Consider the following 25713-nt stretch of genomic DNA (forward strand, 5'->3'; position numbering starts at 1 on the left):
AATTGAAGTAAAATAAATTTAATTATGCTTAAATAAAAGGTTTATTATGACGCACGCAACTATAGAGCATCAATACTTTGGCATCTTTGCAATGCTTGTTATTGCAAGTGTTATATTTTTTACTTTGGTGTATATTTCTTCTAAAATAGGCTCTAAGCTAGCCTCTCATAATAGAAAAAAACTTGGACTAGGAATTTATGAGTGTGGGCCTATGGCTTCTAAACAAGCAAATAAAATCAATTCTCAATTTTTTGTTTTTGCTTTGATTTTTATTTTGCTTGATATTGAAGTGGTGTTTTTATTTCCTTGGGCGGTGATTTTTAAAGATTTAACCGCGGAACTTTCAAAATATGGCTTATCTTTATTCGCCTTAGTGGAAGTGTTTGTTTTTATTTTATTACTTGCAGTAGGCTTTTTATATGCTTATAAAAAAGGAGCATTTGCATGGCAGAGTATCAAAAAATGAGTAATGCGCCAGTTGTTTTAACTACGGTTGATAAGTTAGTGCAATGGGGTAGAAGTAATTCTTTATGGGCACTATCTTATGGACTTGCTTGTTGTGCTATTGAAATGATGGCAGCAGGTGGTGCAAGATATGATTTTGATAGATTTGGAACAATTTTTAGAGCAAGTCCAAGACAATCTGAAGTAATGATTATAGCGGGTACTTTAAGTAAAAAACATGCTGAATTTACAAGAAGACTTTATGATCAAATGCCTGATCCTAAATGGGTTATTTCTATGGGTTCTTGTGCAAATACCGGCGGTATGTTTAATACCTATTCTACTGTCCAAGGAGTGGATAGGATTATTCCTGTTGATATTTATGTACCAGGCTGTGCCCCGCGTCCTGAAACTTTTCAATTTGCTTTGATGATTTTGCAAAAAAGAATTCGTAAAGAAAAAGCAAGCAGAAAAATAGCTCCAAAAAGGCTTATATGATGAGAAAATATAGCGATAAGAAAAATGCTCAGTTAAAAAATTATTATGAGGATAGATTTTACCATGCACCTGCAACTAAAAAACTAAGCATAGAAAGCAGTATTTTTGAGAGTGATCATCAAATTTTAAGCCAAGAATTTGAGTTAAAAAATTCTTTTATAGAGCTTGATTTTTGGGTGATTGAGATAAACAAAGATGATAATGTTGCTATTCTTGATAAGCTTAAGAATTTAGGTTATAGCTGTTTTACTGACGCAAGTGCGATTGATTTTGTCGCTCAAAAACAGGGTTTTGAAGTATATTATCAGCTTTTAAATATGGAGAAAAATTTAAGAGTGAGAATAAAAACTTTCGTTGGTTTAAAAGAAAGGCTTCAAAGTGTTATGAGCGTTTTTAAGGGTGCTAATTGGTGTGAGAGAGAAATATATGATATGTTTGGAATTTTCATCATCAATCATCCAAATTTAAAAAGACTTTTAATGCCTGATGATTGGTATGGACATCCTTTTTTAAAAAGCTATCCTTTGCATGGTGATGAATTTGCTAAGTGGTATGAGATAGATAAAATTTTTGGAAAAGAATACCGCGAGGTTGTAGGTGAAGAAAATAGAGATCCAGGTTTTGTAGACGAAAAAGACACGCTAAACTTTAGTAGAATTTATCATGAGGTTGGTAAAGGCGAAGCTCCAAGAGAGGATAAATACCTACAAGAATATCAAGAAGAAGGTGGCGTGCCTTTTGTGAAAAAAGCCAAAAGAACGCAAGTAAAAATTTTAGATAAGAGAAGATAAAATGCAAATTTCTACTAAATTAAAACCTTATTATGAAAATATAAGCTTTGAGCGTGAAGATGGCACCATGATAGTAAATCTTGGCCCTCAACATCCAAGTGCTCATGGAAATTTACGCCTTATTTTAGAGCTTGATGGAGAAGAAATTACCAAGGCTGCTCCTTGTATAGGCTATATGCATCGTGGTATGGAAAAAATGGCTGAAAATATGATCTATCAAGAGTTTATCCCAACTACTGATAGAATGGATTATATCGCAGCTAGTGCAAATAATTATGCCTATGTAGCTGCTGTGGAAAAACTTTGTGGTTTGGAAATTCCACGCAGAGCAAGTGTGATAAGGATGATTTTACTTGAGTTAAACCGTATTGCTTCGCATTTGTTATGGCTTGCTACACATGCACTTGATATTGGTGCGATGACAGTATTTTTATACTGCTTTAGAGAGCGTGAGTATGTGCTTGATCTAATAGAAAAATATTGCGGGGCAAGACTTACGCATTCATCTATGAGAATAGGTGGGGTAATGCTTGATTTACCTGAAGGTTTTTTAGATGAACTTTTGGTATTTTGTAATAAATTTCCAAATGATATAAAAGATTATGAAGCTTTGCTTGATGATAATAGAATTTGGCGTGCAAGAACTGAAAATGTAGGAGTTGTAAGCAAAGAACAAGCACTAAGTTGGGGTTGTAGTGGGGTTATGCTAAGAGGAAGTGGTATTGCTTATGATGTTAGAAAAGAAGAGCCTTATTTGCTTTATGATGAGGTAGATTTTGGCGTGCCTGTGGCCAAAATGGGTGATTCTTATGCAAGATATAAGGTTTATATGCAAGAATTTAGAGAAAGTTTGAAAATTTTAGTTCAATGTGTTAAGCTTTATCAAGATACTCCGCCTGAAATTTTATGCAATCATCCTGAATATGTAAGTGCTTCAAAAGAGCAAATCATGACGCAAAATTATTCTCTTATGCAACATTTTGTCCTAGTAACCCAAGGTCTAAAACCACCAAAAGGAGAGGTGTATGTGCCAACTGAAAGTCCAAAAGGCGAACTTGGATTTTTTATCCACTCAGATGGTAGCGGTAGGCCATATAGATTAAGAGCTAGAACCCCAAGCTTTTTTCATTGTGCATTTTTAGAAGAAATGCTTGTAGGATCATATTTGGCTGATGCAGTGGCAATTTTAGGAAGTATTAATATAGTTTTAGGTGAGATAGACCGATGAGACGCGTGGATTTAAGAAAAAGTCAAGATTTATTTAAGGATTTAGAACAAATCATTCAAAAAGCTTATATGGGTGAAGTTTTAGTAGTTTTATTTGAAATAGGAGATTTTTCTAATGTAGAAAAAAGTTTTGCTTTCATAAAAGAGCGAAATTGTGAACTTTTAAATTCTTTAAAATTTAATCAAGTAGATTGGACTATAGTTTTTAAAAAGGTAGGACAATGAAATTAGCAAAATATCAAGAAGGCTTAAATGCTTTGTGTTTTGTGGATTTGCTTTCTTTAAAAAATCCTTCACTTTGCGCTAAGCTTAACAAAAGTAAAAATTATAATATTTCTTGTTTAGAGGATAAAAATTTAAAAGCAAACTTTTATAAATGTGAGATTGCAAGTGCGCCTTTCGTGCTTGCTTTGCTTTGTAAGATGAGCTTGGAGACTGAATTTAACGAATTTGATGAGGGGTATTTAAGTGCTGAATCTTGCTTTGGTGAAGAAGAAGCTTTAGAGATTTTAGAGTTTTTAAAAGAAGCAAAATGTATTATTTTTGATGAAAATTTATATCAACATAAAGATTTTGAAAATATTAAGTATTTTTTAGAAAAACTTTGTCATAAATTTAATCTTTTGCTAATTTGCTCTAATGAAAATGAAGAAAATTTATCAATACAAAATTCTTTTAGTGAGCTTTTAGAACTTGATAATTTTGATGGAACTATTATCATGCAAGCACCTTTAGAGGACAAAAATTTGCATTGCTCTTCTTCTTTTGCTTTAATTGCTAAGGTTAAGGATGGGGATAAAATTAATTTAAAAATAAACACTCAAGAATTTACAACTATAGTAAAAATCAATCATGATTTGAAAGGCACGGTGGCTTTGTTTGATTATGAAAGCGCTGATTTTGCTTTTTCAAAAGCTCAAGTTAAGGTTATAAAATGAAAGTTATCATTAATGGTATAGAATGTGAGGCAAATGAGGGTGAGTATATCTTAAATGTCGCAAGAAAAAATGATATTTTCATTCCTGCAATTTGTTATTTAAATGGTTGTTCTCCAACACTTGCTTGTCGTATGTGTATGGTAGAAGCTGATGGTAAAAAGGTTTATTCTTGTAATACTAAAGTTAAAGAAGGTATGGTAGTAGAGAGTGATTTATCAAATTTATGGGATGAGCGTAATGCTATCATGCAAGCATATTGCATTAATCATCCTTTGCAATGTGGGGTATGTGATAAATCCGGTGAGTGCGAGCTTCAAAACTTTACACACAAAGCAAGAGTAAATGTGCAAAATTATTGGATTAAAGATACCCATAAAGAGCATAAAAAATGGGGCGAGATTAATTATGATCCAGCTTTATGTATAGTGTGTGAAAGATGTATTACAGTTTGTAAAGATAAAATAGGAGAAAGTGCTTTAAAAACTACTCCAAGAGGGGCAAGCGCGCCCGATACAAGCTTTAAAGAAAGTATGAGTAAAGATGCGTTAGCTATTTGGACTAAATTTCAAAAGAGTTTAATTGCGCCAAGTAGTGGCGATATACTTGATTGTTCTTTTTGTGGAGAATGTACAAGTGTATGTCCAACGGGAGCTTTGGTGGGTTCGGCTTTTCAATATACATCTAATGCTTGGGAGTTAAAGAAAATTCCAGCTAGTAATCCCCATTCAAGTGATTGTGAGTTGATGTATTATGATATTAAACAAACTAGTATTAATAATCAAAAAGAAAAAATTTATAGAGTGAGCAATGATTTTGCTTTTGCTACGCTAAATAAAGCCGCAAGATATGGTTTTAATACCCAAAATGAAGTTCAAGGTAAAGACGAAAAAGCTTTTGAAAAACTAGTAAATATGATAAAAAATAATGAAATAAAAAATATTTTATTTAATAGTTTTATTATTAACGAAGAAGCTTTAATCTTGCAAAATTTAAGTAAAAAATTTAATCTTAATCTTATAAATCATGAAGCTAAAAAATTCCAAGATTTCCTAGCTTGTTTTTATCAAAATGCAAATGCAATGTATAATGCAAATACAGACGATATCACTCAAAGTGATTTTTTAATCATCGTAGGTTCGTTTTTACGCTATGATGCACCAACGCTAGGATATAAAGTTAATAACGCTTTGGTAATGAATAAAGGTGCAGGGCTATATTTTCACCCTATAAAAGATAAAGGTGTGGATAAATATTCTAAAAATTTCTTGCAGATTAATCATGATATTAAAGATAATGAAAGTATTTTATTATTTATCTTGCAAAAATTTGCCAAAGAGCTTCCGCAGGATTTTAAAAACACATTAGAAAATGCGTATTATCAAGATACAAAAGAAATAGAAGAAACTATCAATGAAGAAGTTACTGAAAAGATAGAAAAGCAAAATGAAAACGGCGAAACTATTATAGAAGAAGTTAAAAAACTTGTGTCTAAAAAAATTAAAAAAAGCATAGAGGTGCAAAGATCAAATTATGCGAAAAATCTTGGCATAGATGAGGATATTTTAGAAACTTTACTCGTAAAAAAGCAAAAATTTACACTTATTATAGGAAGTGATTTTTACTATGATGAGCAAAGTGCCAAGCTAGCAAAACTTTGTGCTTTGGTGCAAAAATATACTGAATTTAAAGTCTTTTTAAATCCAACTTGTACTAATACCTTAGGTGTGAGTTTAATTTGTGATTTAAGTCAAGATTTTCAAGCAGGAAAAACATTAGGTTATAACGAAAAAGGCGATTTTACTTTTTCTTATGATGGGCATTTTGATCTTGCAAGTTCTAGTTTAAATCAACAAGAAGGTAGCTTTGTAAATTATGATAAAAGATTAGTTCCTACAAATGCGGCTTTAGAATTTAAAGGTTATTTTTTAAATGATTTGGCAAATGCCTTAGGTTTTGATGAAGAATTTACGATCAACTATACTAAATTTTTACCACAAAATAAAGGCTTTAGGGTAATTGACTTTGATGAGTTAGAAAATCATTATGATAATGGTGGGGTAAATCATAGAGGTTATGAGCTTGATTTTTCCCATTTTGAGTTTGAAAAAACATTAAGCATTCAAGAAGTTAAAGAGCAAAATGAAGGAAATTTAACTTTATATCATGCAAATAGCATTCATCAGTTTTCAAAACTTAGTAATAGAGCTTTTAATGAGGTTGGAGCTTTATTTTTATCGTCTGATTTAATGCAAAAATTTGATTTAAACCAAGATGATAGTGTTATTTTAAAAAATGAAAAAACTCAAATTGCTATAAGTGTAAAATGTGATGAATCTTTAGAAAATGGTGCGTATTTAGGGGATTATGATAGTAAGATTGATTATAAATCTTTATTTGATAATACTCGATATGTAAAAGTTTGGCTTGAAAAAGCAGGAGCTAAAATATGAGTGATATTACTTTTTTTATTGTAGAAACAATTATAAAATGTGTGCTTGTTATAGCTATTTTTGCTACTTTAGCAGGCTTGGCAACTTATCTTGAAAGAAAGGCTTTGGCTTTATTTCATCGTCGTTTAGGGCCTGATATGGTAGGTCCTTTTGGATTGCTTCAGGTAGTTGCTGATATGATTAAACTTTTTACTAAAGAGGATATAGTGCCAACTTATGCTCAAAAAGTGGTATTTTTAATTGCTCCATTGATTGCAGCAATTTGTGCTTTTGTAGCAATTGCAGCTATACCTATTTTTCCTGAATTTACTTTATTTGGTAGAGTGATTCGTCCTATTATCGCTGATATTAATGTGGCCTTGCTTTTTGTTGTAGGTATGGGTGGAGTTAGTTTTTATGCGATTTTTTTAGGAGGTTTAGCAAGTAATAATAAATGGTCGCTGCTAGGCGGGGCAAGAGGACTTGTTTCTATTATCTCTTATGAGAGCGTTGCAGGACTTTCTTTGGTGTGTGTTGTAATGCTTGTTGGATCTTTGTCTTTAGTAGATATTAATAACTATCAAAGTGATGGCATACTTTCTTGGCTTATTTTTAAACAACCTTTAGCTTTTATTTTATTTGTGATAGCTATTTTTATAGAAACTAATAGAACTCCACTTTGTTTAAGTGAAAACGAAACCGAACTTGTTTCAGGTTATGGCACTGAATATAGCGGACTTAGATGGGGTATGTTTTTTATCGGAGAATATACAGCCATGATTACCGGAGCGATTATGATATCGCTTTTATTTTTGGGTGGATTTAATGATTTTTGGATTATACCAGGGGCTATTATGATGCTTTTGAAAGTGTCTTTTGTGTTCTTTTGGTATTTTTGGGCTAGAGGTGCTTTTCCGCAACTGCGTCCTGATCAAGTAATGAGAATGTGTTATTTGATTTTAATACCTTTAGCGGTTTTAAATTTATTAATTAGTGCTTTAGTGCTTGTGATATAGGAAAAAACAATGAAAAAAGGTTATTTTAAAGTAGATTTTGAGCGTAAAAATCCTCAAAATACTTATGAAAAATTCATACAAGTAATCAAGCGTTCTTTAAATACGGAGCTTTTTGTAGGTTTATTTGTCGTATTAAGAGAAATGTTTAAAAAAAACAATAGTGCAACGATTAAATATCCTATGGAAAAAGTTGCTTTAGATGATAGATATCGTGCAGTTCATCGTTTGATGCGTTTTATTGAAAGTGAAAATGAATGTTGTATTGGTTGTGGCTTGTGTGAAAAAATTTGCATTAGTAATTGTATAAGAATGGAAACGAGTTTAAGTGAAGATGGACACAAAAAGGTCGAAAATTATAGTATTAATTTAGGACGTTGTATTTATTGTGGATTTTGTGCTGATGTTTGTCCTGAACTTGCCATTGTGCATGGTAAAGAATATGAAAATGCCGCAGAGCAAAGATCTTACTTTGGTCAAAAGAAAGATTTTTTAACTCCTATCGATGAGCTTAAAAATCAAGTGGTGTTTGAAGGAAGTGGTAGTTTAAGAAAAGATGCTGATGATTTAGTAAAGAAAACTCCAAATTATTATGAGATAGATTTGCAAAGACAGCAAGATGCTCCAAAGGAAGAAAATGTTTGAAACGATAGCTTTTTGTTTATTAAGTGTTTTGGTGTTGGGATTTTTTTTAATTAGTGTTTTAAGCACTAGCGTGCTTTATGCTATCAGTTCTTTGGCTGCGGCTATGGTTTTTTTAAGTGGATTTTATTTTTTACTTAATGCTGAATTTATTGGAGCAATTCAAATAATTGTTTACAGTGGAGCTATTTTAGGTCTTTATAGTTTTGCTATGATGTTTTTTGATGCTTCTATAAAAGTAAAAGAAAGTTTAAAAGGTAAAAGAATCTTCATTTTTGCCGTGATTTTTAGTGCGATTTTGTTGATTAGTATTATTATGGGTTATAACTTTGGTTTAAATGAAACTAGTGAAGTTTATAGTCTTGATTCTACTCAGCAAATAGGCTTTGCTCTATTTACAAAATATATGCTTGCTTTTGAATTTATGGCAATTTTACTTTTAATAGCTTTAATTTGTGCTATAGCACTTACTCAAAAAAATATAAAAAAGGACGAACAATGATGTTAGAAAAATACTACATTGTGGCTATTTTGATGTTTATCATTGGTCTAATAGGTATCATAAAACGCCAAAATTTAATTATGCTTTTTATTTCAAGTGAAATTTTATTAAATGCTGCTAATTTGGCTTTAGTTACAGCAGGAGCTTCTCATAAAGACATAGAAGGTCAAATTTTTGCTTTATTTGTAATGGGAGTTGCAGCTTGTGAAGTAGCTGTTGGGATAGCGCTTTGTGTTTTATGGTATAGAAAAACAGGAACATTAGAGCTTAGCTCTTTAGCTGAAAAAGGAGAGATAAAATGCAAAATTTAGCTTTAATTGCACTTTTTTCTCCTTTGGCTTCAGCTGTTATTTTAGGTATTTTTGCTTTTAGTGCTAAGAAAATTATTTTAGGTTATTTAGCTTCTTTATTTATAGCTTTTTCAGCTTTTGCTTCAATTGTTTTATTAAATAATGGAGTACATTTTAATTTTGAACTTGGTACTTGGATATCTTTAGTAGATGTTAGTTTTGGTTTTAAAATAGACTCTATTACTTTGATTATGATGAATGTGGTAAGTATAGTAGCGACTTTTGTGCATTTATATAGTATATTTTATATGGAGCATGATGAAGGGTTTAATCGCTATTTTAGCTATTTGGGACTTTTTGTTTTTTCTATGATGTTTTTGATTATGAGTGATAATTTCTTAGGACTTTTCATAGGTTGGGAAGGTGTTGGACTTTGCTCATGGCTTTTGATAGGTTTTTGGTATCATAATAAAAAATACACTTTTGCTGCTAATGAAGCATTTATCATGAATAGAATTGCAGATTTGGCTTTGCTTTTAGGAATTTTCTTAATTTATATAGAATTTAACTCTTTAAAATATGATGAATTTTTTACCCTTTTATCTTTAGGGCATGAAAATGATGTGATTTTGATTTTAATAGCACTTTTACTTTTTGTAGGTGCTATGGGTAAATCAGCACAATTTCCTTTCCATACTTGGCTTGCTGATGCTATGGCAGGACCTACGCCAGTTTCAGCTCTAATCCATGCTGCTACTATGGTTACTGCGGGAGTTTATTTGGTAATTCGCGCAGGGGAGCTTTATTTACAAGTTCCTGAAGTAGGGTATTTTATCGCTATACTTGGAGCCTTTGTAGCGCTTTTTGCTGCTTCTATGGCTATGGTAGCTAAAGATTTAAAAAGAATTATTGCATATTCGACGCTTTCTCAACTTGGGTATATGTTTGTAGCAGCAGGTCTTGGAGCTTATGCAATAGCTTTATTTCATCTTGCAACTCATGCATTTTTTAAATCTTTATTATTCTTAGGTGCGGGTAATGTTATGCATGCTATGAATGATAAGCTTGATATTAGTAAAATGGGTGGACTTTATAAAAGTATGCGTTTTAGTGCTATTTTAATGCTTATAGGTTCTTTAGCTTTAGCAGGAATTTATCCTTTTGCAGGATTTTTCTCTAAAGATTTAATTTTAGGATTTTCTTTTATAAGCCATCATCATGGAATTTTTTTAGTACTTTTAATAGCAGCTTTTATGACAGCTTTTTATAGCTTTAGACTTTTAATGCTTGTATTTTTTACTCCAAAAAGACATGAAGAACATCCCCATGAAGCTAGTAAAATAGCTTTGCTTGCGATGAGTCCTTTGGCTTTGCTTGCTATTATAGCAGGATTTTTTGAGCATAGCTTTATGGATTTTGTAAGTAAAAATTTAGCTTTTATTGATGGTCAAAATTCTTTAGTTATGATACTTGCAAGTGTTTCTGCGGTACTTGGAGTGCTTTTAGCTATCATAGCTTATTGGAAAAATTGGTTTAAACCATCACTTTCTAAAACAAGTATTTACAAACTTTTGTTTAATGAATACTACATACCAAAATTTTATCATCAATTTATTGTTAGTAAGTATGCTTTATTTTGTGAATTTTTAAGAAAAGCTGATAAAGAAATTTTAGATGCTTTGGTAGATAGTATTGCATTTTTCCTTAAAACATTTGCTAGGGTTCTTAGTATGGGTAAGGATTATTCTTTGGCTTTAAGAATTGTAGTTTTGGCTTTTGTGTGTTTATTTTGTTTAGCTTTGGCGGTGTAATATGCTTGGTTTATTAATGTTATTTCCATTTTTTGCGGCTTTTATAGCTTTATTTTTACAAAAAGAAGATAGCAAGTCCTTTGCTGTTTTAGTTAGTTTTTTGATTTTAGTTTTTAATGTTTTTTTGTTATTTAACTACGATGGTAGCATGGCTTATGAATTTAGTTTAAATTCTTTGATGGTTAATTTTCACATAGGTGTAGATGCTATAGCGCTTTATTTAATATTACTTTGTTCTATTATGATTTTTTTATCTTTTATATGTTTGGATATTCAAGATAAAAGTGTTGTAATAAGTATATTTTTATTACAATTTTGCATTGTAGGACTTTTTGCTTCATTGGATGCTTTATTGTTTTATGTATTTTGGGAGTTTTCTCTTATACCGCTTATTTATTTAATAGGTAGATATTCAGATAATTATAAGGCAGGGATTAAATTTTTCATTTATGCATTTTGCGGTTCTATGCTTATGCTTTTAGCTATTATTTATGTGGGATTTTTGTATTATCAAAGTTTTGGATATTGGAGTTTTGATTTGTTAGCTTGGTATAAGAGTGAATTTTTTATACCTGAGAATGCACAAAATCTAATATTTGTAGGATTTTTTATTGCTTTTGCGATTAAAAGTCCTTTATTTCCTTTTCATACTTGGGCTCCAAAGGTTTATACCAAAAGTCCGACTTTAGTATCTGTAATGCTTGTAAGCTTTAAAATGGCACCTTTTGGGTTTTTAAGATTTATTTTGCCTTTAGCGCCTGATACTTTGAATCATTATTATTCTTTACTTGCTATTTTATGTATAGTTGGAATTTTATATGCAGCCTTAATTGCTTTTAAAGCCAAGGATTTAAAAGAATTAATTGCTTATAGCTCAATTTCGCATTTGGGTGTGGTAATTTTAGGTATCGTAACTTTTACTTATAATGGGGTTAGTGGTTCTGTATTTTATATGTTTGCACATGGTATAGTAACAGGTGGCTTATTTTTAGCCGCTTATATGCTTTACAAAAGATATCATACTTTTGATTTAGACTTTTATAAAAATTTAGCTAAAACAGCCCCATTATTTAGCTTTTTCTTTGCAGTATTGTTGTTTTCATCTATTTCATTGCCTTTGACTATTTCCTTTGTAGGTGAGTTTTTGATCTTGCAAGGTGTGGCAAGTGTAAATTTATGGTATGCATTATTTGCAGGCGGTGTAATCGTTTTAGGAGCTATTTATATGCTAAATATTTATAGAAATATGTTTTTTACTACTTGCGAAGAAGAAGTGTGCAGTAAATTTACGCTTAAAAAAGGTGAAATTTTTGTTTTAAGTATTTTAAGTGCATTAGTGATTTATTTAGGGGTAGCTCCAAGTGCTATGCTAGATCAAATTGCTTCTAATGTAAATAGTATTCTTGAAGTTATGCAAACAAGAAATATCGCCATAGAAAATCAAAAAATCATAGATAGTATAAGAGGTTTTTAATGAGTGGTTTTAGTTTAGAAAAATTAAATTTTGTATTATTATTTCCTGTGTTGTCATTGCTTTTTTGGGCTATTGTATTACTTTTATTGAGTGCATTTAAAAAACTTTCTAGAAATTTTTATATAGGAGCAAGTGTTATAGCTTTGCTTAGTACTTTGTGTTTTTTATTGCTTTATAATGGTTTTGTTTTAGATAATTCTCATGCTTTTTTTGGTTTATTTGTAAGCGATAATTATGCAATTTTTGCACAAATAATTATTTTGTTTTTTTCTATGCTTTATTTGCTTATAGACAAAGATGAACAAAGAGCAGAATTTTTTTCTTTATTTTTGTTTATGGTTGCTTCTTTAATATTAATGGTTTCAAGTACTAATTTGATTGTGATTTTCCTAGCTTTAGAAGGATCTTCTTTAGCTCTTTATACATTAATAGCATTAAGAGGAACTCATAATGCTATTAGTTCTAGCATAAAATATTTTGCCTTAGCTGCAGTAGGGGCTGGATTTTTTGTTTTTGCTTGTGCTTTTGTGTATTTAAAAACAAAGTCTTTGGATTTGGATAATTTATTGCATTCTGAATATATTTCAGATCCTATATTATTATGTGCTGGAGTGATGTTTTTGGTTATTGTTGGAGTAAAACTTTCTATCGCTCCTTTTCATTTTTGGCTAAAAGATGTATATTGTGGAGTTCATACAAATTTTATAGCTTTCATATCTATTGTTCCAAAAATTGCTATGATAATAGTAGTTTTAAGAATTTTTTCTGCTTTAGGCGGTGGAGTAAAATTTGAATACATAGTCGCATCGTTAGCAATTTTTTCTATGCTTGCTGTAAGCATAGTAGTTTTAATTCAAAAAGATGCAAAAAAAATGCTTGCATATAGCTCTATTACTCATTCTTCTTTTATATTGGCTGTTATTGTTTCTAGTATGAGTGTGAGTTCTCAAGGAGATGAAACTTCTTACCTGCTTTCAATTTTTGCTTTGTTCGTTTATTGGGTTTCTTTTGCTTTTGCAAACTATGGAATTTTTTTAATCTTAAGTTTATTTCAAAAAAGCTCATTTGAAAGTTTTTCTGGCTTATTTGATCAAAGACCCGTATTATCTATAATATTAGCTATGTTTATTTTATGTATAGCAGGAATTCCACCTTTTGGGATTTTTTGGGGTAAAATTTTAATTTTAGCTTCTATTTTAAATTCAGGCTATTATGTGCTTGTATTTGCTATAGCTTTAAGTTCCATGATTATGCTTTATGCTTATTTGAAAATTTTAATTTATATCTTTTTTAAAAAAAGTCAATCTATAAAGAGTATAAATTTAGATATTAGGCAAAAGATTATTTTAAGTTTATGTTTTATCGGAAGCTTATCATGTGCGTTTTTGCTTTTGTGAAATAATATTGCTATAATCACGCTCATGATAAGGATTTTATTTTTATTATTATTAAGCATAAATTATATATTTTCTTTTGAAGTTATTGTTAATAAAGGGGAAGAACAAAATCGTCCCTTTACACTTTTGCATTTAAAAGATAATAAAGATTTTACTTGCAAGAGTATTTTTGAATTTGAAAAAACTCATTTTGAGTGTAATGTTTTGGGCGTTAGTAATATGCAATTTCAAAATAAAGAATTTGATGATTTTACAATTTATTTTGAAAAACACCAAACTTTTTTGACAATTAAAATATATCCTAAAATTTTAGCTAAAATGTTTAATTATTCTCAAGATATTTTTAATGCTAAAGAAATTCAAAGTCAAAATGGAGATACTTCTAAACATTTTGTGTTTATTTTTACTAAGGATTTAAGGTATTATAAACCTAGCGATGGACTTGATTTTGATATTTATTTTGATGATGCATTAATGCCTTATATTGGAGCATTGGATTTAAATTCTAATCCTATGGAAACTTCAAAAAGTGCAGATTTTAATGCATATTTTAATATCAAACAAGAATATGAAGCCAAAAAATACGATCAAGTTTTACGAGATGCTGTTAATGCTATTAAGCGTTATCAAGGTAGTGTATTTATGAATGAATTTGAGCTTTATAAATTAAGAGCGCAAAATAAGCTTTATACTTATGAGCTTGATAAAGATCAGCAAATTTTAGAGCAAATGCTAGATGATGCTAAAAGATGGGTGAGAACTTATATTAATGATAAAGATTATACGGAAGTAATGTATATCATGATGAGAGTTTATATGGGCTTATCTCAAAGATCTAATGTCGATTATATTATTGATACTTTAAGTACTGAGCATAAAGACGATAAATATACCATAATAGCTTTACTTGATTATGCAGATTATTTATATCATTTGGGTAAAAAAAATATAGCAAATAATATTTATCAAGATGTATATTATTCTACTCCAAATGCAGATTTAGCTAGTAGAGCTGCTTTATTTTTGTCTAAAAATTATTTAGAAGCGCAAAATACAAAAGAAGCCAAGGAATTAGCAAGTAAAATTTTAGAATCAAATCCTGAATTTTTTATGAGTGATTTAGAAAATTCTTTATCTTTAGCTAAGGCTTTTAGTAATCATAGAATTTATGATTTAAGTTCTAAAATTTATGAGTATATTTTTACGCATTTGACTAAAGTCGATAAAGAATATGAAAGAGTATTAAAAGATCTTTCTTTGGCTTTGTTGAATGCAAATGAACATACTAAAGCTCAAAAGTATTTAGATCTTTACACAGAAGATTTTCCTTTGGGTGAATATGTGAGTTTAATAAAAGAAGCTCAAGATAAAAATTTCTTATATTTAAAAGATAATAATGCAAGTTTTTTACATCAAAGATATGAAGAGATCATGCAAAAGTATGCTGGAGAAATTTCTAGTATGGCTTTATTTGATAATGTGAGATTATATTTTCAAGAAAAAAATTATGAAAAAGTTGTAAGTTATCAAAAAGACATAGAAAAATATTCCAACAAAGAAATCAAAAATCTTTTAGAACAAGCTGCTATTTTAGTTTTAGAACAAAATTTAAAAAATGATGAGTGCTTAGCTGCTGTTAAAATATATGATGATTTTAAGGTCTATGATGTGGGAAATAAAATACAAAATAAAAAACAAATGCTTGAATGCTTTAAGCGTACTACTCGTATAGAAGAAGCTAAAAAATATATAGTGGAAAATGAAAATGATGATATTATTTTTTATAAACTCCAAAGTGCAGATTTAGCGCTTAAAGATAAGCGTTATCGTTTTGTTGTAAAAACAATTAATGATATTTTAAATACAAGAACTATTATTAGCGATGATGAAAAATTTGAAGCAAATTATATTAAATTTTTTGCTGAACTTAAATTGCAAGATTATAATGCTATGATAAGAACTTTGCAAAAACTAGAGCAATTTCCTATGAATTATCGTATGGTGGAATTATATTATGAGTTTTTGCGTTATTGTGAAAAAAATAATTTTCTAACAAGTATTTTAACTTATGCTCCAAAGGCTATTGATTATCAAAATTTAAAAGGAGTAAATCTTTTTAGTCCGGATTTAGAATTTATCTATATCAAAGCTTTAAAACAAAACAATCAAGCTCAACAAGCCTTAACTTTGTTTAAAGATTTGCTTGCTAATCCTTTAAAAGATGATGAGCGCGCAAGAGCTTTTTATATGCAAAGTAATATTTATGAAGATTTAAAAGATGTACAAAATCAAAAGCAAAGTTTGCAAAATTGTATAGATATTAACACAACAAGCAATTGGCAAAATTTATGTAAAGATAAATTAAATGTCTTAAACACTCAGCCTTGATGTTTTTTTAAAATATAAGCTTTTAAATTTTCATAAGCATTTTGAAAATCTAAAATTTCTTTGTTGAATTTTTTATTAAAAGTTCTTTGTCTTTTGGCAAGTTGTCTTGTGTGAATGATGATGAGTTCTTCAAGCTCGTTTAAATTTATTTTTTTATCTAAAAAATCTTTACATTCTTTTAAGCCTATGGAATTTAGTGCTTTTAAATGATGATCGTAGTTACTATATAGCATTTTAGCTTCATCTATTAAACCCTCATCAAGCATATTTTTAGTGCGTTTAATAATGCGTTTTTCCAAAAGATCTTTTTGCCAAGAAATTTCAAAAATATCAAGTTTTTTAATTAAAGCTTCTTGTTTTGTTTCTTTTAAAACTTCGCTTGGGATTTTATTAGTTTGCTCATAAATTCCAAGCCATTTTTTTAAGCGATAGGTGTCGTTTTTTTCTATTTTGGCATGTGGATCAATTTTTATCATTAAATGATAAATTTCATCATTACCTAGCGTGCTTTGACTTTCTTTGAAATTTTCACTCAAGCCATCCATTAAAGCTTTTAAATAAAAACTAGTTCCACCTGTAATAATTAACATTTGATTGTTTTTTTGAGCAAAGGCTTTTGCTTTTTTGTATTCTTCAAAAAACAAAGCGATGTTAAAATGCTCATTGACATTTAATAAATTTATGCCAAAATAATCAAGCTCATCTAAGGTTTTTTGCTCTGTTTTGGCTGAAGCGATGTTGATTTGTTTATACACGCAAAGACTATCAAGGCTTAAAATACTTGCATTAAATTCATAAGCTAGTTTGTTAGCAAGTTCTGTTTTGCCACTTGCAGTAGTTCCAATGAGTGCAAATTCAAAAAACATCGTAAAAATATCCTAAATTTAAAATTATTTTAGTAAAATCATAACAAAAATATATTATAAAGAGAAAAAATGCCTTTATTAAAAGAAAAATTAAAAGATATTTTGGACTTGATTGTTTTTAAGCATTCTATTTTTGCTTTACCATTTTTGTTTGTTTCTATGATTGTAGCTTCTGTTATTTTAAATGATAGCACTTGGTTTGGTTTTAAAGCTTTGTTTTTGGGTGTTATTTGCGCGGTAAGTGCAAGAAATTTTGCAATGGCAATCAATCGTTTGATGGATGAAGACATTGATAAAAACAATCCAAGATGTGCAAATAGACCTAATATCGATGGTCGTATAGGTAAAACTAGCATTTTACTTTTTATTATTTTAAATGCTATTATTTTTGTTTTGGCAAGTTATTTTATCAACAAACTAGCCTTTGCTCTTTCTTTGCCGGTATTGTTTATTTTAGCTATTTATTCAGCCTTTAAAAGATTTTCATCCCTAGCGCATTTAGTATTAGGATTTTGCTTAGGACTTGCTCCTATTGCAGGCAGTATTGTGGTTTTGGGAAGTATTGAAATTTATAGTGTTATTTTGTGTTTGGGTGTTACTTTTTGGACAGCTGGTTTTGATTTACTTTATGCTTTGCAAGATATGGAGTATGATAAAAAGACAGGCTTGCACTCTATACCTGCTAAATTTGGGCTTGAAGCGACCTTGTTTATTTCAGCATTTTGTCATGTTTTAGCAGTGCTTTTTTGGTTTTTATTTGTTTGGGTAGCTCCAACAGGAAATATTGCATTTTTAGGTGTGATTGTTAGTGCTGTTATTTTATTTTTTGAGCACCGCATTGTTAGAAAGAATTTTGCAAAAATTGACAAAGCATTTTTTACTTTAAATGGGTATTTAAGTATAGTGTTTTTTATTTTTATATGGGTTGATCTTTTATGGAGATGAAATTTTTTAAAAGTTCTTTGGAATTAGAATTTGAAGAGAGCACAGAAAGATATGAAGAGTTTTTGCAAGAATATGTTTCAAGTAATAATTATGTCAATTTAAGCAAATGGAAAAAGCTTGCTTCAAGGGTAGAATTTAGCGAGGGTGAGCAGTTGATTTTTGATTTGCTTATGGATTTAAAGCAAGAATTGTATTTGATAAAAAATGATATTAATAAAACAAAATTATTTGTTAATTTAAAATATAAATCTTTTGTGATTGGGGTAAATTTTACACATATTCAATTTAAAGATAGGTGTTTAATGCAAGATGAAGATTATTATGCTAGATTTAATTTAAATGGTCAAAAAATTAGTATTTTTTTTAAAGCATTAAATGAGAATGAAGCAAAAATCACGCAAATAAAAGCAGAAGATGAGCTCGTGTATGATAATTTTGTAGCAAATATGCAAAGAGCGATGATTAAGATTTTAAAGGAGCAAGAAAATGGGTAGTGATTTATTATTGTGGCTTGTGGTAGCTTTATTAATTTTTGCTATGTTTGCTTATATGATGATAAAAGAAAAAGAAAGTATTGCTAAAATTAATGAGCTTGGTAAGATGATAGAAGATTTAAACAAGCAATATCATTATTTAAAAAAAGAAAGTTTAGAGGAACAAGAACAAGAAAAAGAAGAAATAGACACTGAAGCCATAAGAGAAGAATTAAAAGAAGAGCTTTTGCAGGTGCTAGAACAAAAAATCAATCAAAATATTATTCCTATTTTAAGCGCTTTAAAAGAAGTAGAAGAAGTTATTGAAGAATTTCAAAGTGAGCAAAAAAATCGCTTGTTGAATTTAGAACAAAAAACCCAAAGTATTACAAAATTAAGCCCAAGTTATGATAATGAAGAACAAAAAGTCATAGAACTTTTTAATCAAAAAAAATCTATTGAGCAAATTGCTAAAGATTTACGTATAGGTATGGGTAGGGTTGAGCTTATTTTAAAATTTAATAAATTATTATAAAGGCCTTTGATGTTAGTAGATAGCTATGGAAGAGTGATTGATTATTTAAGAATTTCAGTAACACAAAGATGTAATTTTCGTTGCCTTTATTGTATGCCAAAAACTCCATTTGAATGGAGTGCTAAGGAAAATCTTTTATCATTTGAAGAACTTTTTATGTTTGTTAAAGTTTGCATTGATGAAGGAGTTAAGAAAATTCGTATTACAGGTGGTGAGCCTTTAGTAAGAAAAGATTTGCATAAATTTATTGCTATGATTAGTGAGTATAAGCAAGATATAGATCTAGCGCTTACTACTAATGCTTCTTTATTAAAACAACAAGCAAAGGATTTAAAACAAGCGGGCTTAAAAAGAATTAACATCTCTTTAGATACCTTAAAAGAAGAAGTGGCCTTTAAATTAGCTCAAAAAAACATACTCAAAGATGTGTTAAATGGTATTAATGAGGCTTTAGAATTAGGTTTTAATATTAAATTTAACACCGTAGCTCTTAAAGGGATTAATGATAGTGAGTTTATCGATCTTTTAGAATTTGCCAAAGCACGCAAAAGTCAAATTCGTTTTATAGAATTTATGGAAAATTATCATGCTTATGGAGATTTAAAAGGCTTAAAATCAACAGAAATTTTAAATATCATTGCTCAAAAGTATTCTTTTAAACAAGGACAAAAAAGTCCAAATGCACCTGCGACTATTTATGAACTTGAAGATGGGTATGAGTTTGGCATTATTGATCCACACAGCCATGATTTTTGTGATAGTTGTAACCGTATAAGGCTTTCAGCCGAAGGGCTTTTGATACCTTGTTTATATTATGATGAGGCTTTAAGCATTAAAAAAGCTATACGCAATAAAGACATAGCAAGTGCTTGTGAAGTTTTAAAAACCGTGATAAAAAATAAATCAGAAAAAAATAGATGGGCAGAAAATGAAGCCAATCAAAGTTCCACAAGAGCCTTTTATCAAACAGGTGGATAATGGAAGTTGTTGAAACTTTTTTAAGCTTGCAAGGTGAGGGAAAATATAGTGGAAATTTGGCTATATTTGTAAGATTTGCCGGGTGTAATTTTAACTGCGCAGGCTTTGGAGTAAAAAAAGAAAAAGATTCTAAAATACTTTTGGGCTGTGATACTATAAGAGCTGTTTTTACTAAAGAATTTAAAACTTGTTATAAAACATATACTTCAACAAAGCTTTTTGATGAGGTTTTGAAGCTAGCAAATTCACGCAAAGTTATAGTTGTAATTACGGGTGGTGAGCCTTTGTTAAATTATCAAAATAAAGATTTTTTGTGTTTTATTAATTTACTTTTAGAAAATGATTTTATGGTGCATTTTGAAACAAATGCAAGTATTGAAATTGATTTTGAAAAATATCCTTTGTATAAAAAATGTTATTTTGCTTTAGGAGTAAAGCTTAGCAATAGTGGTGTAAAAAAAGAAAAAAGAATTAATGAAAAAGCTTTGAAAGCTTTTAAAAATTATGCTAAGGAAAGTTTTTATAAATTTGTTTTGGATAAGGATTTTTTACAAGAAAATAAAGCCTTAAAAGAAATCAATGAAATTTTACAAGTTTGTAAAAATGATGTTTTTTGTATGCCTATGGGGTCAAATGAAGAAGAAATTTCCAAAAACGCCTTAAGTGTTGCTGAATTTTGTATAAAAAATGGATATAATTACTCCGATAGATTGCATATTAGAATTTGGGGAGATAAAGAAGGCGTATGATTATTAGAAAAATATTTGAATTTGAAAATGCTCATATTGTTAGATTTTGTAGCTCCAAGCGATGTAAAACAAGCATACATGGCCACTCTTATAAGGTAGAAATTTTACTTGAGAGTAAATACCTTGATAATGCTGGAATGGTGTATGATTTTGGTTTGTTAAAAGATGAGATAAAACAAATTATTGATAGTTTTGATCATGCTATTACGCTTTTTAAAGATGATGATAAAGCTTATTTAGAAGATATGAAAAAGCACTCGCAAAGATGGGTGAGTTTACCTGTGAATGTAAGTGCGGAAAATTTTGTACGCATATTTTTTGTACTGATTGATACTTTGCTTTTAAAGACTAAGATGGTCAATGGTGAGCAAGGTGTTAGTTTAAAAAGCATTATTGTACATGAAACAAGAACAGGTTATGCACAAGGTTTTAGAGAAGATGCTTATAGTGAATTTTTACCAAAGATTGATTTGGCAGATATTGACTTTTCACAAGCTATAAGAGATGAATGGAAAGACAAAGATTTTTTTGAAAAACTTCAAGATGTAAATTTTGTTTTTATCAATCAAAAGGAGGTGTAATGAAAAAGATTTTATTGATTGTGCCAATATTGCTTTTTATGGCTTGTTCAAATCAAGAGAATAAAAATATAAAAAAAGAAATACAAACCGAGCAAGTTCAGATTGAACAAAGTGATTCTAATGTCATTATAGATGATGAAACACTTCCTATACCTGTTGATGATGATATACAAGATGAAAATAATACACAAGGACAATAATGGATCAAAGTTATGAATTTTTTTTAGCATTGCATGTGTATAGTTTATATACAAATGGTTTTTTAATGTTGTTTTATTTGTATTTGACTCAAAGTAACTTCTCACAAGAATTTATCTTTATAAAAAGAATTCGTCTATTTTTACCAATTTATTATTTGTTTTTAGCAATTACACTTTTTACTGGAAGTTTGTTATGGGCTTTAAAGCATTTTGAATTTAATTTCTATGTGCTTTCTATGTGGTTTTGTTGGATTTTGATTTTTGCTTTGGCTATTTATCAATTTGTTTTATTTAAAAAAGCAAGATTGTTTAAACGCTATGCTAAATTTAGATTTTTAAGTTTTTTTATTTTGTGTTTGGGTATATTCTTACTTTTTGTACCTTATTTACTTAAGAGGTTTTATTTTTAATGCAATTTTTATATCACCCACAAAGTGGTACTGCAAGTTTAGAGCTAGAAAATGAAGCCTTTTTGCACTTAAAGGCTCGAAGAATTAAAGTGAGTGATAAAATTATATTAAAGAATTTGAAAGATTTTTATACTTACACTTATGAATGCATAGAGCTTTCTAGACGCTCTTGCGTATTAAATTTACTTGATAAAAAAGAAGAAAAACAAGAATTAAAAACATATATACATTTAGCTTTGGCGGTGATTGATCCAAAGGTTATAGAAAAAACTTTACCTTTTTTAAATGAACTTGGAGTAGCAAAACTTTCTTTTGTGCATATGGAATACTCGCAAAAAAATTTTAAATTAGATTTTAAAAGAATGGAAAAAATTCTTATAGAATCATCCCAGCAATGCGGTCGTGCTTCTTTAATGGAACTTGAAAGTTTTGATGACTTTAAAAAATTTCAGCAAGCTTATGAAAATATTGTTTTGATAGATTTTGAAGGTGAAGATTTGATGAATTTTGATCCCGGTAGGTATGTATTTTTGGTTGGGGCTGAAGGCGGATTTTCGCAAAAAGAAAGAGAAATAAATATAAAAAGAGCAAAATTACAAGCCAACTATATACTTAAAGCACAAACAGCACTTATAGGGGTTGCTTCAAAATTTATAATTTAAAAGCATGCTTAAATTTAGCTATTTTTTATATAAAAATCTATATAATTACGCCTTAATGTTTTGAAAAAGGATAAACAATGAAGAAAGAAATTCACCCAGAATATGTAGAGTGTAAAGTTAGTTGTGCTTGTGGAAATTCTTTTACTACTAAGTCAAATAAATCAGAAATTAAAGTTGATATTTGTTCAAGCTGCCACCCATTCTTTACAGGTAGTGAAAAAATCGTAGATGCTGCGGGTCGTGTAGAGAAATTTAAGAAAAAATACGCAATGCAATAATGTTATATTTTATTCCTACGCCCATAGGAAATTTAAACGATATTTCTTTTCATTCTTTAGAAATTTTACAAAAATGCAAGCTCTTTTTATGTGAAGATACAAGAGTTTGCAAATCTTTAATTCATCTTCTTAATGAAAAATTTAATTTAGAAATAAAGCCTGATAAATATATAGCTTTACATACTCATAATGAAAAAGATTTTTTAGCAAAAATAGATGAGGATTTTTTTAAACAAGATATTGCATATTTAAGTGATGCAGGTATGCCAGGTATTAGCGATCCGGGGCAATTTTTAATCGAATATGCTATTAAAAACAATATTGACTATGAAGTCTTAACAGGATCAAATGCTGCTTTGCTTGCATTGGTTTCAAGCGCATTTTGTAAAAAAGAATTTATTTTTATGGGTTTTTTGGCTAATAAAAATCCTCAAAGACAAAAAGATATTGAAAATTTAATGCTTAATCCTTATCCTAGTATAGTTTATGAAGCACCTACTAGAATACTTAATTTAGTAGAAGAAATTAGTAAAATTGATCCTTTAAGAGAAATTTTTATCATAAAAGAAGCAACAAAGAAATTTGAAACTAAATTTAGGGCAGAAGCTTTAGAGGTTTTGGAAAAATTAAAAACAATGGATTTACGCGGTGAATGGTGTGCAGTGGTAAATGCCAAAGAAAAGCAATTTCATCAAAATACCTTGTGTGAGCAAGATATTTATGAGCTTGATTTATCTTTAAAGACAAAGGCAAAACTTCTTTCGAAAATCAATGCAAAATCTCCAAAAGAAAATTATCAAAAACTGCTTTTAAGTTGAATTTGGTTATTATTTAAAAATGATAGTTTATGGTAAGCAAGTGTTTTTTTATATCTTAGAAAAGCATGAAGAAAAAATTAAAGAAATTTATTTGGCAAAAGAATGTGAAAAAGCTGATTTTTCAAAAATAACAAGGGCATCAAAAAAAATTAAAAAACTCGATTTTAAAGCCGCACAAAGCTTGGCAAGAGGTGGAAATCATCAAGGTTTTTTAATGGAAATTGATGAATTTGAATTTAGCTCTTTTGAGAGTTTAAAAGAAAAAGATTTTATAGTTATTTTATATAATGTTAGCGATGTTGGAAATATAGGTGCTATCGTGCGTAGTGCTTATGCTTTAGGTGCTGATGGGGTTATTTTGGTAGCTAAAAGCGTGGCTATGGATGGAGTTATTCGTGCAAGTAGTGGAGCAGCTTTAGATATGAAAATAGTCTTAAATGATGATATTTTAAGCATGATAAATGAGTTAAAACAAAAAGGTTTTTATATCTATGCTAGTGCAAGCGGAGGTAGTGATATACATACTATCAAGGCCAAAGATAAAAAAGTTTTGATTATGGGAAGTGAAGGTTTTGGTATAGCGCCAAAGGTGCTTAAAAAATGCGATGAGTGCGTAGGTATAAAAATGCACAATGATTTTGATAGTTTAAATGTTAGTGCAGCATTTGCAATACTTTGCGATAGGATGAAAAATGGATAGTTGGAAAAAATTAGAAGATTTAAATTTGTTAGAAGTTCAAAAAAGAACACAAATAGAAATAGCTTGTCTTGAATATATCATTAAGAAAGATTTTAAGTCTTTATCTCGCTTTAATGTAAATGGCTTTATTAAAATTTTACAAAGAGAGTATGAGCTTGACTTTTCTAATTTTTTAGAAGAATATCATGTCTATTTAGAAGAAAATGGTATTGAGAAAAAAAATCATGTGCATATTTCACCTAGAATGAACTCATATACCAAAGAAAGCTCAAGTGTATGGTATATTGTGATTATAGTAGTAGTACTTTTGATAGTAGCTTTGGCCTGGGGTGTTTCAAGATTTTTTCAAAGTTCTACTTTAGATGAAAATACCACCAATGTATTAAATCAAGAGCAGGTTGTTTTAGAAGAAAAAGTTGATGAAAATGAAACACCAGTTCTTAATTTTTTTGCTGATGATGCTATGGAAAATAATGAAACAAACGCGACTATTTTAGAACCAATAAGCGAGAACAATAATACAGAAAAAACATTAGAAGATAATGCTAGCTCAAATATGCCTGAAGAAAATATCATTTTACTCAATGAAAGCATTATAAAACCAAGTGCAGAGCTTTGGCTTGGTATGGTGGATTTAAAAACTTTTAGAAAGAGCTCTTTAACTATTAAAAATGATTATGTTTTACCTTTGGATAAAGATATGTTAATTACCACAGGCCACGCTGCTTTTAGCTTAAACGATGAAAATAATAATACTTTAGAGTTTAAAAACGGTGTGTCTAAATTTTTAATGATTAAAGATGGTAAAATCAAACAAATTACAAAAGCTGAATTTATCAAAGAAAATAGAGGAAAATTATGGTAAGAATTTTAATATTTTCCATTTTTTTTACTCTTAACGCTTTTGCACTAAGTGCTTTAGAAGTTGCAAAACATATTGTTAATGATAATTCTAAAGATGCAAAATTAGAGCTCTTGTTTGCAAGGAATGATTATAAAGATGAACGCGGAAATGTAGATATTTACACTATTTCTCAAATTTTAAAAACTAATTCTTTGGCAAATTTTATATTAAATGAGCCAAAAACTCTAACTTTTAGTTTTAAAGCTCAAGCTGATTCTGTTTTATTTTTTAAAACTATTAATGATACTTTAAACGAATTAGGCTATGTGTATTTTATACCAACTGAATTAACTTTAAGGGAAAATTATATCACCTATAAGTTAGCTGTAGATTCTCAATATATGCTTGATCCAGGAGTTTTCTATAAAGCCTTGTTATCAAGCTCTGTTTTTATTAAAGATATTTCTAAAATTTCAGAATTAAATTATGAGTATGAGCTAGATTTTTCAAAAGCAAAACCTAAAGTCAATACTCAAATTCCACTAAATACCATCACTCAATTAAATAAGCCTTTAAGGGAATATATTGTTGATTTACAAGGAGCAAAAAGCATAGAGCTTAGTGCGCACAATCTTGATTCTTGGTTTTGTAAAATTCAATTTTTAGATAAAAATTTAAATTTTATTCAAGGTATAGAAAACACACACAAACAAAATGAAATTAATATAAATATCCCATTGGGTGCAAAATATGCTATCATTGGCGATATGTTTAGCCTTGATAACATAAAAAGGGGTTTAAAAATTTACTTAAGACGCTAAAAAGGATGG

30 protein-coding genes are annotated in these 25713 nt (G+C 29.2%); 29 read left to right on the forward strand and 1 reads right to left on the reverse strand.

What is annotated here, in order from left to right; translation table 11 throughout:
• Positions 1 to 46: 46 nt before the first annotated feature.
• Genes L8W69_RS05115 through L8W69_RS05185 form a run of 15 tightly spaced genes read left to right on the forward strand, consistent with a single transcriptional unit; the run spans position 47 to position 15844 of the window.
• On the forward strand, positions 47 to 466 hold the full coding sequence (locus L8W69_RS05115; RefSeq protein ID WP_220566531.1) for an NAD(P)H-quinone oxidoreductase subunit 3: 420 nt from the start codon (positions 47 to 49) through the stop codon (positions 464 to 466).
• Complete coding sequence (locus tag L8W69_RS05120) at positions 445 to 942, forward strand: NuoB/complex I 20 kDa subunit family protein (protein WP_039619352.1); 498 nt, start codon at positions 445 to 447, stop codon at positions 940 to 942. The genes L8W69_RS05115 and L8W69_RS05120 overlap by 22 nt, the downstream gene beginning before the upstream one ends.
• Complete coding sequence (locus tag L8W69_RS05125; protein WP_257928400.1) at positions 942 to 1733, forward strand: NADH-quinone oxidoreductase subunit C; 792 nt, start codon at positions 942 to 944, stop codon at positions 1731 to 1733. Before L8W69_RS05120 ends, L8W69_RS05125 begins: the two co-directional genes overlap by 1 nt.
• Before the next feature lies 1 nt (position 1734).
• Entirely contained in the window at positions 1735 to 2961 is a 1227-nt protein-coding gene (nuoD, locus tag L8W69_RS05130; protein WP_263666587.1) for an NADH dehydrogenase (quinone) subunit D, read from the forward strand.
• A complete protein-coding gene (locus L8W69_RS05135) occupies positions 2958 to 3185 on the forward strand; it encodes an NADH-ubiquinone oxidoreductase subunit E family protein (protein WP_263662748.1) in 228 nt (75 codons plus the stop codon). Before nuoD ends, L8W69_RS05135 begins: the two co-directional genes overlap by 4 nt.
• On the forward strand, positions 3182 to 3898 hold the full coding sequence (locus L8W69_RS05140) for a hypothetical protein (RefSeq protein ID WP_263666588.1): 717 nt from the start codon (positions 3182 to 3184) through the stop codon (positions 3896 to 3898). The genes L8W69_RS05135 and L8W69_RS05140 overlap by 4 nt, the downstream gene beginning before the upstream one ends.
• Positions 3895 to 6348 carry an NADH-quinone oxidoreductase subunit G gene (locus L8W69_RS05145; RefSeq protein WP_263666589.1) on the forward strand — a complete coding sequence of 818 codons (2454 nt, stop codon included), beginning with the start codon at positions 3895 to 3897 and terminating at the stop codon, positions 6346 to 6348. The genes L8W69_RS05140 and L8W69_RS05145 overlap by 4 nt, the downstream gene beginning before the upstream one ends.
• A complete protein-coding gene (nuoH, locus tag L8W69_RS05150) occupies positions 6345 to 7343 on the forward strand; it encodes an NADH-quinone oxidoreductase subunit NuoH (RefSeq protein WP_133319476.1) in 999 nt (332 codons plus the stop codon). The genes L8W69_RS05145 and nuoH overlap by 4 nt, the downstream gene beginning before the upstream one ends.
• Positions 7344 to 7352: 9 nt before the next feature.
• On the forward strand, positions 7353 to 7985 hold the full coding sequence (gene nuoI, locus L8W69_RS05155) for an NADH-quinone oxidoreductase subunit NuoI (RefSeq protein WP_257928396.1): 633 nt from the start codon (positions 7353 to 7355) through the stop codon (positions 7983 to 7985).
• Positions 7978 to 8484 (forward strand): NADH-quinone oxidoreductase subunit J, encoded by a 507-nt coding sequence (locus L8W69_RS05160; RefSeq protein WP_263666590.1) that lies wholly within the window; start codon positions 7978 to 7980, stop codon positions 8482 to 8484. Before nuoI ends, L8W69_RS05160 begins: the two co-directional genes overlap by 8 nt.
• The gene (nuoK, locus tag L8W69_RS05165) at positions 8484 to 8795 is read left to right on the forward strand and encodes an NADH-quinone oxidoreductase subunit NuoK (RefSeq protein WP_087699810.1); all 312 of its coding nucleotides are present in this window, start codon (positions 8484 to 8486) and stop codon (positions 8793 to 8795) included. Before L8W69_RS05160 ends, nuoK begins: the two co-directional genes overlap by 1 nt.
• Entirely contained in the window at positions 8783 to 10585 is a 1803-nt protein-coding gene (gene nuoL, locus L8W69_RS05170; RefSeq protein WP_263660449.1) for an NADH-quinone oxidoreductase subunit L, read from the forward strand. Before nuoK ends, nuoL begins: the two co-directional genes overlap by 13 nt.
• Position 10586: 1 nt before the next feature.
• Positions 10587 to 12059 carry a complex I subunit 4 family protein gene (locus L8W69_RS05175; protein WP_263666591.1) on the forward strand — a complete coding sequence of 491 codons (1473 nt, stop codon included), beginning with the start codon at positions 10587 to 10589 and terminating at the stop codon, positions 12057 to 12059.
• Positions 12059 to 13456: an NADH-quinone oxidoreductase subunit N gene (locus tag L8W69_RS05180; RefSeq protein WP_263666592.1), complete on the forward strand. Its 1398-nt coding sequence runs from the start codon at positions 12059 to 12061 to the stop codon at positions 13454 to 13456. The genes L8W69_RS05175 and L8W69_RS05180 overlap by 1 nt, the downstream gene beginning before the upstream one ends.
• 24 nt (positions 13457 to 13480) lie before the next feature.
• Positions 13481 to 15844: a tetratricopeptide repeat protein gene (locus L8W69_RS05185; protein WP_220566538.1), complete on the forward strand. Its 2364-nt coding sequence runs from the start codon at positions 13481 to 13483 to the stop codon at positions 15842 to 15844.
• Here L8W69_RS05185 and miaA read toward each other — a convergent pair.
• The gene (gene miaA / locus L8W69_RS05190; protein ID WP_263666593.1) at positions 15835 to 16710 is read right to left on the reverse strand and encodes a tRNA (adenosine(37)-N6)-dimethylallyltransferase MiaA; all 876 of its coding nucleotides are present in this window, start codon (positions 16708 to 16710) and stop codon (positions 15835 to 15837) included. The two genes, L8W69_RS05185 and miaA, sit on opposite strands and share 10 nt — an antisense overlap.
• 69 nt (positions 16711 to 16779) lie before the next feature.
• Between miaA and mqnP the strand changes: the two genes are divergently transcribed.
• The 14 genes from mqnP (at position 16780) to L8W69_RS05260 (ending at position 25704) form a co-directional block, all read left to right on the forward strand.
• A complete protein-coding gene (mqnP, locus tag L8W69_RS05195) occupies positions 16780 to 17655 on the forward strand; it encodes a menaquinone biosynthesis prenyltransferase MqnP (protein ID WP_263660452.1) in 876 nt (291 codons plus the stop codon).
• The gene (locus L8W69_RS05200; protein ID WP_220566541.1) at positions 17652 to 18149 is read left to right on the forward strand and encodes a hypothetical protein; all 498 of its coding nucleotides are present in this window, start codon (positions 17652 to 17654) and stop codon (positions 18147 to 18149) included. The genes mqnP and L8W69_RS05200 overlap by 4 nt, the downstream gene beginning before the upstream one ends.
• On the forward strand, positions 18142 to 18663 hold the full coding sequence (locus L8W69_RS05205; protein WP_263666594.1) for a DUF6115 domain-containing protein: 522 nt from the start codon (positions 18142 to 18144) through the stop codon (positions 18661 to 18663). Before L8W69_RS05200 ends, L8W69_RS05205 begins: the two co-directional genes overlap by 8 nt.
• Before the next feature lie 9 nt (positions 18664 to 18672).
• Entirely contained in the window at positions 18673 to 19641 is a 969-nt protein-coding gene (gene moaA / locus L8W69_RS05210) for a GTP 3',8-cyclase MoaA (protein ID WP_263661507.1), read from the forward strand.
• Positions 19641 to 20390 (forward strand): 7-carboxy-7-deazaguanine synthase QueE, encoded by a 750-nt coding sequence (locus L8W69_RS05215; RefSeq protein ID WP_263665503.1) that lies wholly within the window; start codon positions 19641 to 19643, stop codon positions 20388 to 20390. Before moaA ends, L8W69_RS05215 begins: the two co-directional genes overlap by 1 nt.
• Positions 20387 to 20971, forward strand: coding sequence for a 6-pyruvoyl trahydropterin synthase family protein (locus L8W69_RS05220; RefSeq protein ID WP_263664558.1), 585 nt, complete (start codon positions 20387 to 20389; stop codon positions 20969 to 20971). Before L8W69_RS05215 ends, L8W69_RS05220 begins: the two co-directional genes overlap by 4 nt.
• Positions 20971 to 21171: a cytochrome C gene (locus L8W69_RS05225; protein WP_133319490.1), complete on the forward strand. Its 201-nt coding sequence runs from the start codon at positions 20971 to 20973 to the stop codon at positions 21169 to 21171. Before L8W69_RS05220 ends, L8W69_RS05225 begins: the two co-directional genes overlap by 1 nt.
• The gene (locus tag L8W69_RS05230; RefSeq protein ID WP_220566545.1) at positions 21171 to 21581 is read left to right on the forward strand and encodes a hypothetical protein; all 411 of its coding nucleotides are present in this window, start codon (positions 21171 to 21173) and stop codon (positions 21579 to 21581) included. The genes L8W69_RS05225 and L8W69_RS05230 overlap by 1 nt, the downstream gene beginning before the upstream one ends.
• Positions 21581 to 22243, forward strand: a complete 663-nt coding sequence (locus L8W69_RS05235; RefSeq protein WP_263666595.1) for a 16S rRNA (uracil(1498)-N(3))-methyltransferase — start codon at positions 21581 to 21583, stop codon at positions 22241 to 22243. The genes L8W69_RS05230 and L8W69_RS05235 overlap by 1 nt, the downstream gene beginning before the upstream one ends.
• 77 nt (positions 22244 to 22320) lie before the next feature.
• On the forward strand, positions 22321 to 22521 hold the full coding sequence (gene rpmE / locus L8W69_RS05240) for a 50S ribosomal protein L31 (RefSeq protein ID WP_039664588.1): 201 nt from the start codon (positions 22321 to 22323) through the stop codon (positions 22519 to 22521).
• The gene (gene rsmI, locus L8W69_RS05245; protein ID WP_133319493.1) at positions 22521 to 23339 is read left to right on the forward strand and encodes a 16S rRNA (cytidine(1402)-2'-O)-methyltransferase; all 819 of its coding nucleotides are present in this window, start codon (positions 22521 to 22523) and stop codon (positions 23337 to 23339) included. The genes rpmE and rsmI overlap by 1 nt, the downstream gene beginning before the upstream one ends.
• Positions 23340 to 23358: 19 nt before the next feature.
• Positions 23359 to 24039 carry a 23S rRNA (guanosine(2251)-2'-O)-methyltransferase RlmB gene (gene rlmB / locus L8W69_RS05250; protein WP_263666596.1) on the forward strand — a complete coding sequence of 227 codons (681 nt, stop codon included), beginning with the start codon at positions 23359 to 23361 and terminating at the stop codon, positions 24037 to 24039.
• Entirely contained in the window at positions 24032 to 24904 is an 873-nt protein-coding gene (locus L8W69_RS05255) for a hypothetical protein (RefSeq protein ID WP_133319495.1), read from the forward strand. Before rlmB ends, L8W69_RS05255 begins: the two co-directional genes overlap by 8 nt.
• Complete coding sequence (locus L8W69_RS05260; protein WP_263659525.1) at positions 24898 to 25704, forward strand: hypothetical protein; 807 nt, start codon at positions 24898 to 24900, stop codon at positions 25702 to 25704. The genes L8W69_RS05255 and L8W69_RS05260 overlap by 7 nt, the downstream gene beginning before the upstream one ends.
• Positions 25705 to 25713 lie beyond the last annotated feature (9 nt).

Source organism: Campylobacter sp. CNRCH_2016_3089 (assembly GCF_025772505.1).
Taxonomy (GTDB): Bacteria; Campylobacterota; Campylobacteria; order Campylobacterales; family Campylobacteraceae; genus Campylobacter_D; species Campylobacter_D lari_D.

Bases quoted from the DNA above. Each gene is read 5' to 3' on its own strand.
- L8W69_RS05115 (WP_220566531.1), top strand. From the start codon at position 47: ATGACGCACGCAACTATAGAGCATCAATACTTTGGCATCTTTGCAATG.
- L8W69_RS05120 (WP_039619352.1), top strand. From the start codon at position 445: ATGGCAGAGTATCAAAAAATGAGTAATGCGCCAGTTGTTTTAACTACG.
- L8W69_RS05125 (WP_257928400.1), top strand. From the start codon at position 942: ATGAGAAAATATAGCGATAAGAAAAATGCTCAGTTAAAAAATTATTAT.
- nuoD (WP_263666587.1), top strand. From the start codon at position 1,735: ATGCAAATTTCTACTAAATTAAAACCTTATTATGAAAATATAAGCTTT.
- L8W69_RS05135 (WP_263662748.1), top strand. From the start codon at position 2,958: ATGAGACGCGTGGATTTAAGAAAAAGTCAAGATTTATTTAAGGATTTA.
- L8W69_RS05140 (WP_263666588.1), top strand. From the start codon at position 3,182: ATGAAATTAGCAAAATATCAAGAAGGCTTAAATGCTTTGTGTTTTGTG.
- L8W69_RS05145 (WP_263666589.1), top strand. From the start codon at position 3,895: ATGAAAGTTATCATTAATGGTATAGAATGTGAGGCAAATGAGGGTGAG.
- nuoH (WP_133319476.1), top strand. From the start codon at position 6,345: ATGAGTGATATTACTTTTTTTATTGTAGAAACAATTATAAAATGTGTG.
- nuoI (WP_257928396.1), top strand. From the start codon at position 7,353: ATGAAAAAAGGTTATTTTAAAGTAGATTTTGAGCGTAAAAATCCTCAA.
- L8W69_RS05160 (WP_263666590.1), top strand. From the start codon at position 7,978: ATGTTTGAAACGATAGCTTTTTGTTTATTAAGTGTTTTGGTGTTGGGA.
- nuoK (WP_087699810.1), top strand. From the start codon at position 8,484: ATGTTAGAAAAATACTACATTGTGGCTATTTTGATGTTTATCATTGGT.
- nuoL (WP_263660449.1), top strand. From the start codon at position 8,783: ATGCAAAATTTAGCTTTAATTGCACTTTTTTCTCCTTTGGCTTCAGCT.
- L8W69_RS05175 (WP_263666591.1), top strand. From the start codon at position 10,587: ATGCTTGGTTTATTAATGTTATTTCCATTTTTTGCGGCTTTTATAGCT.
- L8W69_RS05180 (WP_263666592.1), top strand. From the start codon at position 12,059: ATGAGTGGTTTTAGTTTAGAAAAATTAAATTTTGTATTATTATTTCCT.
- L8W69_RS05185 (WP_220566538.1), top strand. From the start codon at position 13,481: ATGATAAGGATTTTATTTTTATTATTATTAAGCATAAATTATATATTT.
- miaA (WP_263666593.1), bottom strand. From the start codon at position 16,710: ATGTTTTTTGAATTTGCACTCATTGGAACTACTGCAAGTGGCAAAACA.
- mqnP (WP_263660452.1), top strand. From the start codon at position 16,780: ATGCCTTTATTAAAAGAAAAATTAAAAGATATTTTGGACTTGATTGTT.
- L8W69_RS05200 (WP_220566541.1), top strand. From the start codon at position 17,652: ATGAAATTTTTTAAAAGTTCTTTGGAATTAGAATTTGAAGAGAGCACA.
- L8W69_RS05205 (WP_263666594.1), top strand. From the start codon at position 18,142: ATGGGTAGTGATTTATTATTGTGGCTTGTGGTAGCTTTATTAATTTTT.
- moaA (WP_263661507.1), top strand. From the start codon at position 18,673: ATGTTAGTAGATAGCTATGGAAGAGTGATTGATTATTTAAGAATTTCA.
- L8W69_RS05215 (WP_263665503.1), top strand. From the start codon at position 19,641: ATGGAAGTTGTTGAAACTTTTTTAAGCTTGCAAGGTGAGGGAAAATAT.
- L8W69_RS05220 (WP_263664558.1), top strand. From the start codon at position 20,387: ATGATTATTAGAAAAATATTTGAATTTGAAAATGCTCATATTGTTAGA.
- L8W69_RS05225 (WP_133319490.1), top strand. From the start codon at position 20,971: ATGAAAAAGATTTTATTGATTGTGCCAATATTGCTTTTTATGGCTTGT.
- L8W69_RS05230 (WP_220566545.1), top strand. From the start codon at position 21,171: ATGGATCAAAGTTATGAATTTTTTTTAGCATTGCATGTGTATAGTTTA.
- L8W69_RS05235 (WP_263666595.1), top strand. From the start codon at position 21,581: ATGCAATTTTTATATCACCCACAAAGTGGTACTGCAAGTTTAGAGCTA.
- rpmE (WP_039664588.1), top strand. From the start codon at position 22,321: ATGAAGAAAGAAATTCACCCAGAATATGTAGAGTGTAAAGTTAGTTGT.
- rsmI (WP_133319493.1), top strand. From the start codon at position 22,521: ATGTTATATTTTATTCCTACGCCCATAGGAAATTTAAACGATATTTCT.
- rlmB (WP_263666596.1), top strand. From the start codon at position 23,359: ATGATAGTTTATGGTAAGCAAGTGTTTTTTTATATCTTAGAAAAGCAT.
- L8W69_RS05255 (WP_133319495.1), top strand. From the start codon at position 24,032: ATGGATAGTTGGAAAAAATTAGAAGATTTAAATTTGTTAGAAGTTCAA.
- L8W69_RS05260 (WP_263659525.1), top strand. From the start codon at position 24,898: ATGGTAAGAATTTTAATATTTTCCATTTTTTTTACTCTTAACGCTTTT.